This window comes from Bacteroides sp. UBA939 (assembly GCF_002293435.1).
Classification (GTDB): Bacteria; Bacteroidota; Bacteroidia; order Bacteroidales; family Bacteroidaceae; genus Bacteroides.
Map to the genome: position 1 here is coordinate 22,041 of NZ_DBDF01000171.1, position 11,121 is coordinate 33,161.

General features: G+C 39.6%; 10 protein-coding genes. All 10 read left to right on the top strand.

Features of this window, described 5'->3' with window-relative positions; genetic code table 11:
* Positions 1–7 precede the first annotated feature (7 nt).
* The 10 genes from B2Z67_RS10830 to B2Z67_RS10870 all read left to right on the top strand — a co-directional run bounded on the left by B2Z67_RS10830 (position 8) and on the right by B2Z67_RS10870 (position 10,893).
* Positions 8–3,406 (top strand): DEAD/DEAH box helicase family protein, encoded by a 3,399-nt coding sequence (locus B2Z67_RS10830; RefSeq protein WP_291529841.1) that lies wholly within the window; start codon positions 8–10, stop codon positions 3,404–3,406.
* Between the two features lie 123 nt (positions 3,407–3,529).
* Complete coding sequence (locus tag B2Z67_RS10835; protein ID WP_291529842.1) at positions 3,530–3,736, top strand: hypothetical protein; 207 nt, start codon at positions 3,530–3,532, stop codon at positions 3,734–3,736.
* A gap of 101 nt (positions 3,737–3,837) precedes the next feature.
* A complete protein-coding gene (locus B2Z67_RS10840) occupies positions 3,838–4,005 on the top strand; it encodes a hypothetical protein (RefSeq protein ID WP_291529843.1) in 168 nt (55 codons plus the stop codon).
* Positions 4,006–4,343: 338 nt separating this feature from the next.
* The gene (locus B2Z67_RS10845) at positions 4,344–4,808 is read left to right on the top strand and encodes a hypothetical protein (protein ID WP_291529844.1); all 465 of its coding nucleotides are present in this window, start codon (positions 4,344–4,346) and stop codon (positions 4,806–4,808) included.
* A complete protein-coding gene (locus B2Z67_RS10850; RefSeq protein ID WP_291529851.1) occupies positions 4,801–5,121 on the top strand; it encodes an endonuclease NucS domain-containing protein in 321 nt (106 codons plus the stop codon). Before B2Z67_RS10845 ends, B2Z67_RS10850 begins: the two co-directional genes overlap by 8 nt.
* 47 nt (positions 5,122–5,168) lie before the next feature.
* Positions 5,169–5,621, top strand: coding sequence for an ATP-binding protein (locus B2Z67_RS10855; RefSeq protein WP_414630803.1), 453 nt, complete (start codon positions 5,169–5,171; stop codon positions 5,619–5,621).
* Positions 5,584–5,745, top strand: a complete 162-nt coding sequence (locus tag B2Z67_RS15945; RefSeq protein WP_414630804.1) for a winged helix-turn-helix transcriptional regulator — start codon at positions 5,584–5,586, stop codon at positions 5,743–5,745. Before B2Z67_RS10855 ends, B2Z67_RS15945 begins: the two co-directional genes overlap by 38 nt.
* A gap of 586 nt (positions 5,746–6,331) precedes the next feature.
* The gene (locus B2Z67_RS10860) at positions 6,332–7,684 is read left to right on the top strand and encodes a PEGA domain-containing protein (protein WP_291529845.1); all 1,353 of its coding nucleotides are present in this window, start codon (positions 6,332–6,334) and stop codon (positions 7,682–7,684) included.
* Between the two features lie 30 nt (positions 7,685–7,714).
* The gene (locus tag B2Z67_RS10865; RefSeq protein WP_291529846.1) at positions 7,715–10,042 is read left to right on the top strand and encodes a fibronectin type III domain-containing protein; all 2,328 of its coding nucleotides are present in this window, start codon (positions 7,715–7,717) and stop codon (positions 10,040–10,042) included.
* Between the two features lie 77 nt (positions 10,043–10,119).
* The gene (locus B2Z67_RS10870) at positions 10,120–10,893 is read left to right on the top strand and encodes a hypothetical protein (RefSeq protein WP_291529847.1); all 774 of its coding nucleotides are present in this window, start codon (positions 10,120–10,122) and stop codon (positions 10,891–10,893) included.
* Positions 10,894–11,121: the final 228 nt, after the last annotated feature.

Consider the following 11,121-nt stretch of genomic DNA (forward strand, 5'->3'; position numbering starts at 1 on the left):
AAATGCCATGAAAAAAAGCAATTTCAGTTTTTTGGAAGACCGTTTTCCTGAACATTATAAGTTAGCGGTAGAGGCTGAACAAAATATGTTTGCCAAGCCCCGCACATCGGTCATATATGCTCGCCTTACGCTTGAAGAACTTATTAAATGGATATACACCTACGATACCACCTTGTCAGATAATATTCCGGAGAAACAAACGCTCGAAGGTCTGATGTATCATGCTCCTTTCAAACAACTGATTGCTTCTGTTCCCAACATGATTGATGGCTTAACGGTGATTCGTAAAAATGGGAATCAAGCTTTGCACAACAAAAATGAAGTATTACTCCGCTATGCGCATGTGTCGGTCAATAACCTGTATGAGTTTGCCAAATGGATATATTACACCTATATTGACAGTGCTGTCAAATTGCCTTTTTCACTGGACAATGCATTAATTTCCCGTGGCGATGGTTCCGCAGAGAATATGGCGGCAGTTAAGACATTGCATACTCAATTAGACCAAATCAAACAGGAAGCCGAACAATCACTTCAACAAAAAGAAACCGAAATAGAACGGCTTCGTGATGAAATAGCCCGAATCAAAGCTGAAAACCAAGCTAAACCGGTTGAGGCATTTACCCTGAATCCGGCAACGGAAGCGGAAACCCGCCGGGTACTTATTGATGTGATGCTACGGGAAGCCGGTTGGCAACTGAACGATAAGGATGATACCGAGTTTGAAGTTTGCGGTATGCCAAACAAAACAGGAATCGGTTATGTGGATTATGTGCTTTGGGGAAACGACGGTTTGCCATTGGCAGTGGTAGAAGCAAAAAACACATTACATGACTCTCGCAATGGACAACATCAGGCTAAATTGTATGCCGATTGTTTGCAAAAACGTTTTGGTCGTCGCCCGGTTATTTTTTATTCCAACGGATACGATACCTGGATATGGGATGATTGCTTGTATCCACCTCGCAAGGTTTCGGGATTCTATTCCAAAGATGAGTTGGAATGGACAATTTCAAAACGCATAAACAAACCCTTATCCGATGCACAGGTAAATAAAGACATTGCCGGACGCTATTATCAGGAAGAAGCACTGAAACGGGTAGCCGAAACATTCGATGCTAAGCACCGGAAAGCATTGCTGGTAATGGCTACAGGGACAGGGAAAACCCGTACAGCCGTTGCTTTTACGGAAATGATGATGAAACAGGGATGGGCACGCCGGATTCTCTTTCTGGCCGATCGCAATGCATTAGTCATTCAGGCAAAAAGGAATTATGTCAAATTGCTACCTGACTTATCTTGTGCCGACATAACGAAAGAAAAGGAAAATATCCTTAATCGAATGATTTTCTCTACTTATCCCACTATCATCAATAAGATAGACAGTGAGAAAATCAATGATTTATTAGTGTACTCACCCGGTCATTTCGATTTAATCATCATTGATGAAGCCCATCGTTCTATATACCAGAGATATCAGGCCATTTTCCAGTATTTCGATGCTTTACTGTTAGGGCTTACGGCTACGCCTAAATCAGATGTCGACAAAAACACATACGAATTCTTCGATTTGGAAAACCACAACCCGACCTATGCGTACGAGTTGGATAAAGCTGTGATAGATAAATTTCTTGTTCCACCGAAGAAAGTGGTAGTAACAACGAAATTCCTGCGCGACGGAATTAAATATAGTGAACTTTCGGATGAAGAAAAGGCTGAATACGAAGAAAAATTCTACGATGAAATAACCGGCACAATGCCTGAAGAAATAGATTCTTCAGAATTGAACCAATTTGTGTTTAATCAAGATACCGTCGATAAGGTCTTAAATCAGTTGATGGCCGACGGACTAAAGATAGAAGGCGGTGATAAAATCGGAAAGACTATCATTTTCGCTAAGAATCACGACCATGCCATTTTTATTCAGGAACGTTTTTGCAAATTATATCCTCATTTGGGTGGCGACTTCATTCAGGTAATCGACAATTATCAAGCATACGCGCAAAGTTTGATTGATGATTTCAGCAATGCCCGAAAACATCCTCAAATCGCAGTATCGGTCGATATGCTGGATACGGGCATTGATATTCCTGAGATTCTGAACTTGGTCTTTTTTAAGGTGGTTCGTTCATCTGTTAAGTTCTGGCAAATGATTGGGCGGGGGACTCGTTTGTGTCCGGGTATTTTTGGTATTCCAAAAAGTGAGGAAGACAAATCGAAAGACAAACAAGATTTCTTAATATTCGATTATTGTGGCAATTTTGAATTTTTCGGAGTCAATCCGGATGGGTTTGAAGCTAAACTGCCAAAGCCTGTGTCTCAACGCATCATGGAAGCCCGTATTAGAATAGCGCAGGCTTTAGACGGTAAAGAGTTCGAAGATGAAGCACATCAATCGTTGCGAAAAGAAATATTGGATACTGTTCATCAAACAGTTTTACACTTAAACAGAAACAGCTTTGTTGTTAAAGCTGTATTGCGCGAAGTCGATACATTCGGCAAGAGGGAAAAATGGGATAGTCTCTCCCCAGCAGATATAGCAATCGTTTTCGAGAAGTTGACGCCTTTAGCAGAACCTGATGATCCGGATGAAGATGCTCGTAGATTTGATTTGCTCATGTTGAATTTCATGCTTTCATTTATTGAAGGGAATGCAGATGTCTATAGATATACGTCGAATGTAAAGTCCATATCCCAAAACCTATTAAAGAAAATAAATCTTCCGCTCGTTAAACAGAAAGAAGGACTATTAAGAACTATCACTATAGAAGATTTCTGGAAAAAATCAGTATCAGTTGTTGCATTAGAAAATATAAGGGTTGAAATCCGCAACCTCATCCGGCTTTTGGAGAAAGAAAAAAGAAGCATTGTATATTCCAACTTTGAAGATAAATTGACATCATCTGTCGTTTCGGATGCTTTGGTTACTTATACCATGTCGGATAACTACAAACAGCGTGTAGAAAGATATGTTCGTGAGAATGAAAGTAATCCTGTTATCCGGAAACTGAAACAAAATATCCCAATCACTTCGTCTGAATTACAACAATTAGAAAACATGTTGTTCGACGGTAAAGAAAGAGGCACAAAAGAAGATTTTATCAAAACCCATGGGCAACAACCATTGGGTAAGTTTATTCGAAGTATCATAGGTTTGGATGTAAATGCCGCAAAAGCTGCATTCGGTGGTTTTTTAAATGCAGGAAATCTCTTTGCTGATCAAATTCGTTTTATAAATATGATTATTGACTATTTAACTAAAAATGGAATAATTGAAGCCGATATGCTCTTCGACGAACCATTTACAAAATTCCATACTCAAGGAGTTGCCGGACTATTCGATGATGATACTACCTCTAAAATCATAGCGATTCTGAACCATATCAATGCCAATGCAGCGGCATAACAAATAGCTAAAAACAATCCGAGAAACTCGTCAAATAAAAAATGGCGAGTTTTTTTGTTTCTATGCAGATAGGCTGCATAGTTGCATCTCATCTTTGCAGTATAACTTTAAAAGTATATCAATATGGATTATTATTATGTAAACAAGAACGCTCAGCCAACAGGCGAGCACGAAGTACACAAAAGTACATGCAGTTACCTTCCCGATGTAAACAACCGGATTGGATTAGGCTATTTTTTCAGTTGCGCAGAGGCATTAAAAGAAGCCAGAAAGTATTATAACAATGTAGATGGCTGTTATTATTGTTGCCCAACCTGTCACAAGAGGTAATGCAAAAAGTTAAGAGAAAAATATGGTCACTGTTATACCAGCAAATAATAGACAGGGTAGTCTTTCCTGAATAATTTGAGATTACTTAAAAACATATGTTTATGAGAGCACCTATAGGTACTACTGCATCTACAGGACAGAAATGTCCGGAAAGTGGTGTATGGCAGGTTGTGGCTTATCCAACAACAACTGCTCCAATAGCCAAAGGTAATACTATGCCTCCGTATAGCGGAAAAGCTGTAACATGGAAACTTATCCAGTACGCTTAATAGTATTGTAAAAGAGGGATTATTCCAATGGGTTAGGATAATCCCTCTTTCCTTTTTTATAGTTGATCAAAAAAGAAGCGCAGGAAGTTGGGTTTTGCGCAGGTTATGAACATTACGCTCATTTCACACGGGCATTCAAACGAAAATCGGACATTTTCCATTGAACTACTGGAGTATTAGCTCTAAGCGATAAATCCAATAGAAAACACTCTTCAAAACACCTTACCTCAAACATTTTTTTTGTTCTTATCACGTATTATTTACTATATTTGCACATTAAGTTTGAGGTGTTAATTATATATGTCTATTCCGATGGAACTAAAAGAAATATTTTTAAGATGAAGCAGTACAACCGAATCATGTTAGGCAAAGGTGGAATTTACGCTGACACCTGCTTGAAAGAAAATTATATTGGGGCTGATTTTAATATAAATCAGGATTTATCAGGGAAGTTTCCGGAAGAATGGCGATTATTCAATAAAGAATTTATACCCATTTACTTACAGGAAAATCCTAAGAAAGGAAAAGTTTCGGCAGGATTGTCCTGTGGTATGCTTTGGACTATCTGTAAAGGACTGAAAATTGGCGATATTGTTTTATGTCCCAATGGGAATAGCGAATATTATGTAGATGCTATTTTTGGTAATTATTTTTATGATCCAAGTAAGCCGCTTTTTCATTGCCGTTCGGTTCAATGGATGCAAAAAACTATTTCCCGAAAAGAAATGAGTTCCGAATTGCAGCGTTCGACTGGTTCAAAACTGGAAACACACGCCACTTGCCAAAGAATACGATATTTATGAAGACAATGGTGATTTAGTTGGTCAACAATATCCAAGCGATACAGGCCCGATAGATATTTTAGCTATCAGTAAGGATAAGAAGACTATCTTGGTTATTGAGTTAAAGAAAGGTCGAACATCGGATGTCGTTGTTGGACAGATTCAGCGATATATGGGCTACGTGAAAGAAGAATTGGCAGAGCCTAATCAAGCAGTAAAAGGGATGATAATCGCGTTGGAAGCAGACACTCGTTTGAAAAGGGCGTTAGCGGTTACCTCGAATATTGAGTTTTATCGTTATAAGATTGATTTCAAGTTGTATAAAGGAATGTAAGAACAAAAATATTATGATTGCCAAAGACGAACTCAAACATATCCTCATTGATACGGAAAGTTATCACATTGAGCGAACTATATGAAACCAACACCCCAGTGCAGTTCTACGAATACGACGACCGGATTGAAGTTCAAAACCCAGGCGGATTATATGGGAAAGTCAGCCCTGCAAACTTCCCAAATGTAAGCGACTATCGTAATCCGTTTATTGCTGAAGCCATGAAGATGTTGGGTTATGTCAATCGTTTCAGCCGTGGCGTGTATCGGGTTCAAAAGGAATTAGTAGAAAACGGTAATGGTGAAGCTGCATTTGATTTTTCGCTGATTACGGCTTTCAGAGTAGTGGAAAAAGTTTCAGGAAAGTATTTTGAGGCAGGTTTTGGGGCAGAGAATGTACTGGAAGCCCAAGAAACCCCCAAGAAGCCCCCAAGAAAAGCCCAAGAAAATTCAAGAAGAGATTATGGCAATAATAGGGGCAAATCCGCAAGTAACACGTAAAGAATTAGCTGTGTTGTTGAATCGATCACCCGAAAGTATAAGGCATCATTTACAACAGCTAACCCAAAACAGTGTCATCAAGCACGAAGGTTCCACTAAAGCTGGGAAATGGGTAATACTATAGGATGTGGTTCGTCACTTCTATGCAACTTTAGGTGAATATTGGGGCACATTCTGCAATGCAGTTCCCTTTCTGGTATAATGGTTGCAAGATTCCCTTCTACTATAACTTAAATGATTATTGCGTAAAAACCACGAAGATGTAATTTCTTCTAAAACTACGATGAATAAACAGTTTGAAGCAAACTGCTTGCACCAAAGTAGCGAAGAATCTATAATTTTCATATTATAATTTCAGGTGATTATAGAAGATAATCACAAAAAAGTTTTATATTTGCAGGCAAAACTGTGCTAATTTATAGTGATAAATAGCAGTTATGGTTTTTGTTTTTTAGAATTATTAAGCGCAAGAAGCGTAAAGTTATTATCCCCTTCTCTTTCGAATCTGGAAAATTCAAAACGCCATGGGGTAATAGCAATAGTTTCTTCACGTCTATGTATAAACTTAGGCGTGAGGGCTGTTGTCTATTTATGGTGTCGGGCATTTTCCAGAGCCTTGAAAGAGAAGAAATAGACAATAACAGTCCTCACGCTTTCTTTATATATAATCCCCGCTAACTGAGGATAGGCGGAAGAAACGAAAAACGTATATGACAAACAGTTCTATTACACGTTTATTTCCTGCAGGTTTGATAATGTTATTATTCCTGTTTGCTGTTCCACATTCGGTGACAGCGCAAAACAAAATTCAGGTTACCTCTTTTCAGCGGATGGAGACTGATATTTCGGCACGCATCACTGCTCCGAAGAAAGATCAGAATGGTGAGATTTGTGCCCTTATCCGTATCGTTACTACCGAGAGGGATTTTATCTTTGAACCGGATGCCCTTGGAATTGTAGCACGCGAGAATAAGCCGGGAGAAATCTGGCTGTACATTCCACGCGGGGCAAGACGTATCTCTATTATGCACGAGAAGTATGGCGTTCTACGTAACTATTTCTACCCCGACCTCATTGACAGGGCAATGGTGTATGAAATAGAACTCAGTGTTGACGATGAAACGAAGAATGTAGCCGCAGACACTAACATGCAGTTGATAGTTATGCGGACAGAACCTGCCACTGCTGATATCTACATTGATGATGAAAAGATGCCGACGGAGAAAGGACTGTTTACGGCTACTATGAAGAAAGGCGTACATACTTATCGGGTTGAATCCCCCATGTATGCTTCCGAGGCCGGTATTGTTGATTTGGGTAGTGAACAAAAGATTATGAGTGTCACATTGAAACCCCGTTTCGGTTATCTGGAAGTTTTTTCTTTGCCCGAACAGGATGCGAAAATTTATATAGATGATGAATTAGCCGGAGAAACGCCTTATAAAAGTGATCGTATGCCGCTGAAGGACTACCGTATTCGCATAGAAAAGGAATTCTTTTTCCCTATAGACAGTGCTGTTACCATCGTTGCCGGAGAGACGAGCAGTCTTACATTTCAAATGATATCCACAATTAAACCTAAAGAGCCTCGCCGTACATTGGTTATGCTTGAAGCCGGCTGGCATCCTTCGCAGACCTCTTTTGGCGCTATGGTAGGTTTTGCGGCTAACAATGGCGCTTATGTGCGTTTCCGAAGCGATTTCGGTTCTGTATCCGCTGATCTGGAATGTGATGATACGGGAAAACTTACGAGTGGCGGGACAGGTACGCCATATTATAAGGAAGGCGTTACAAAGAAGGCACGTATGTCCGTAACCGCCGGATATATGCGACGCATTACCAAGCCGCTTTATGCTTATATTGGCGCAGGTTATGGTAATCGCGCTCTGGCTTGGGAGACGGTAGAGGATGAATTGGTGAAAAATGTCGATCACTCTGCCACGGGTATTGCCGCAGAAATCGGCGCTATCGGGCGTTTTGGCAAATTCGCACTTTCAGTAGGTTGCCAGACTGTGAACTTTAAGTATATGGAGTTGAGTGCCGGTGTTGGTTTCTTCTTCTAAATCAATTATTGATAATTTATTAGTAACGATATGAAAAAAATACAATATATATTGTCTTGCAGCCTATTATTGTTGATGGCAAGTTGCGAGAAAGATACAGAACCGACAAATTTCGCCCCAAGCCTTACTACAGGAGCAGCGTCGGATATTTATCGTATGGGCGCCACACTTTCGGGCAGTATTCAGAAGTCCGATGCGACGGTGGTAAACGACTTTGGTATTCTTTATTCCGAATTGCAAAGTATGGCGGAATATACGGAAGTGAAAGCTACTTCTGCGGATGTAACGTCTTTCAGTATATCTTTGAAAGACCTTCAACCGGGTAAAACGTATTATTATTGTTCTTATGCCGGTAGCGGATATAGCTTAGCGAAAGGGGAAATAAAATCTTTCACAACAACGGAGAGTAATGCTCCGGTATTTGGCGAGTTACAAGTGACTAATAAGGATGAGAAGAGCTTTTCGGTTTCGACTACGATTATTGACGAAGGCGGAAGTGAGCTTGTGATCCGTGGTTTTTGCTGGAAGTTATCGGGTGGCGGCGACCCGACCGTAGAGGATAATGTTAGTAATGTTTCATTGGAAGCTACCGCTTTCACCACGAGGGTCAATGATTTAACTCCCGATAAAGCCTATGTGGTACGTCCGTATGCCATCAATGGCAGAGGAGTGGGTTATGGAGAAAGTGTAACCATTACTACTAATACTTCTACAGCTCCGGTAGTATCCAGTATTACTCCGAAAGATTCTACTGCGGTAACCGTAGAGGTCGAAGCACGCGTGCTAAGCCATGGGGACTCACCAATTACAGAGAAGGGCTTCTGCTGGAGTTCGGAGACTCCGACGCCTACTACGGGGCATCTGAAGAAAGTTGTCGATGGAGAGACCGATACGTTTGGTGCGGTTATTGATGAATTAAGGCCTAATACTACTTATTACATACGGGCGTATGCGATAAATGGACAAGGTACCAGCTACGGTGAAGTCTTTGTTTTTGTGACAAAGGAATTACCGACATTGAGAGTTTTGGATATTGAGGTTGATGGGGTGAATGTCAGGGCTTATGGACAAGTAACTCCACCTGTTCCTTTTATTCATTTTGGCTTTGCGTATGCGACTAATGAAAATGATTTATTAAATGGAACAGGAGATTATATCTCTATAGATATACATGCTGATGCTACTACTACTTATGATCAAACAACAGGAGAATTTAGTGGTGTACTTATTGACATAAAACCGAATATAACCTATTATATTTATGCTTTTGCGGGCGTTAATGTAGGCTCAGATTATTGGGAAACGATTTATAGCGATATTGTACAGTTTACTACCGGCGCTTCCCAAGCCCCTGGAATTTATTCATTGGAAGATTTGGTTGCTTTCCGTGATGCGAAGAATGCCGGAGGGGATCTGTCGAAGTGGAAGAATGAAGAAGGGGTAATCAATATTTTTTCGGATATTGATATGAGTTCGATTGATAATTGGGATATGATTAATGAAATCAATCAAGATGAAATTCTGGATGGAAACGAGCATACTATTTCCGGATTGAAGATGCAATGTACAACTACGGAACGGAGTAGTGGTTTTATACTCACAAATAGAGGCTTGATTCGTAATTTGCATTTAGGTACAGGACTGATAGAAGTGATTGGCAAGGATATTTATTATGTGGCGGCTTTATGTGGATTTAATGATAGGGGAAAAATAGTTGACTGTTCGTCTGAAGTTAACATTGTTGCGCAACATTTTTTATCACAAGACGGTAATGCTGTTTTTATAAGTGGTATTTGTGGCTATTCTGGCATGGAAGAAGCTCAAATTCTCCGTTGTGTGAATAGAGGAAACATAGAAGGAGGTCATACGCTTTCCGGAATATGTTCAATGAATAATGGAGTAATAAAAGAATGTGCTAATTATGGAACAATGACTGGGACAATGACTGCAAAAGAGTCAACTGTGTATGTGTCGGGTATAGGCAATGGACTTGATGATAATTGCCAAATATTTAATTGTACAAATTATGGTTCTATAAATGCGAGGCAGGCTTGGGTTGCTGGTGGAATTTGTGCTGCTTCCTTTGGAAAAACGGAACTTTGTACTAATATGGGAGATATTATAGGAGGAGGTAATACAGGTGGAATATGTGGTTATTTACTTGAAGATCTTAATGCAGGGGCAATCGGTATTCTGCAAGAATGTACTAATAAAGGTGAAGTTACAGGTGAGCATTGTACTGGTGGAATTTGCGGGAGTGTTATGAGTAGCACTACTTATTTGAATAATACCAATGATGGTACAGTAAATGGCGTAACCGGAACTGATGCCAATGCTATTGGATGTGATGAGAGATAATATACGAGTGTAAGAAAGTAGGTGTAAATGAACTTCTTAACAGATAAATGATTATGAAATAAATAAATTGGAATGTTATGAAAAAAGTAATTATTGGTTTTATGGCAATTGCCATAGTTTGTTTATGTGGTTGTAAAAACACTCAGTCTAAGGGTAGTGATGAACAGCAAAAGGCGGATTCTCTTGCAGAAGTAGAACGCGCCTCATTCCGGTCATCAGACTTGGATTGTTATAATTTGAAAGGGCACGTTAAAGAGTGCGTTATGAAAGCTTATGATAAGGAGGGAAAAGAAAATGGAGATTTCAGAAATCTGTCTTTTACCAAAGAAGGCCTGATTGAAAAGGATGAGACACCTTATCGCGGAAAACTCTCATTTGAATATGGAAAATCCGGAGAATTTCTGGCTGGAAAGGATTTATCCTCTACTGATATGAAAGTAACATTGAAGCGTGATAAGAATGGAAGAATTCAGAGTGTTCGGAGACAGGCCGCCGATGGCGGAGACTCGGACGCTCAATATGAACTCAAGTATTCGTATGATAAGGAAAACAGGCTAAAAGGTATAGAATGTTCTTATTGGGAAGCGAGTGAAAATATTACATTTTCTTATGCTTCTAAGGAAGATTTTTTTGTAGCGACAGAAAAGATTAATACTGGCGATTATGAAGTTGAAATCGTTACTACTAAGTCATATAATTACGTAAAATTGGACTCTTATGGAAACTGGGTTATGAGAGAAGTAACGGCTACAGAAGACAAAAGTATAACAGAGATGGGAGAGGAGGCGTCCACTACGACCCGGGAAAAATTACCTGTGGTAATAGAGAAAAGGGAAATTGTGTATTGGTAGAAAATCGGTAACGGTGATGTTGCATTTGATTTTTCGCTGATTAATCAATAAATGACAGCTCTGGTTTTTACCTTTGAGAATTGCTAACAGAAATAGCATTATAATGCTATTTCTGTTTCCTTGATTTCCTCCTATAAAGAGTCAAAAAGGCAATTTTTCATCCTCCTTTTCCTCCGTTCCTTTCTTTTCATTGCTAATCTTATATTTCAATGGTTCGTTATAAAATCA

What these genes read in the sequence shown, in the direction of transcription:
- B2Z67_RS10845 (WP_291529844.1), top strand. Translation starts at nt 4,344, where the DNA reads ATGAAGCAGTACAACCGAATCATGTTAGGCAAAGGTGGAATTTACGCT.
- B2Z67_RS10865 (WP_291529846.1), top strand. Translation starts at nt 7,715, where the DNA reads ATGAAAAAAATACAATATATATTGTCTTGCAGCCTATTATTGTTGATG.
- B2Z67_RS10860 (WP_291529845.1), top strand. Translation starts at nt 6,332, where the DNA reads ATGACAAACAGTTCTATTACACGTTTATTTCCTGCAGGTTTGATAATG.
- B2Z67_RS10840 (WP_291529843.1), top strand. Translation starts at nt 3,838, where the DNA reads ATGAGAGCACCTATAGGTACTACTGCATCTACAGGACAGAAATGTCCG.
- B2Z67_RS15945 (WP_414630804.1), top strand. Translation starts at nt 5,584, where the DNA reads ATGGCAATAATAGGGGCAAATCCGCAAGTAACACGTAAAGAATTAGCT.
- B2Z67_RS10870 (WP_291529847.1), top strand. Translation starts at nt 10,120, where the DNA reads ATGAAAAAAGTAATTATTGGTTTTATGGCAATTGCCATAGTTTGTTTA.
- B2Z67_RS10835 (WP_291529842.1), top strand. Translation starts at nt 3,530, where the DNA reads ATGGATTATTATTATGTAAACAAGAACGCTCAGCCAACAGGCGAGCAC.
- B2Z67_RS10830 (WP_291529841.1), top strand. Translation starts at nt 8, where the DNA reads ATGAAAAAAAGCAATTTCAGTTTTTTGGAAGACCGTTTTCCTGAACAT.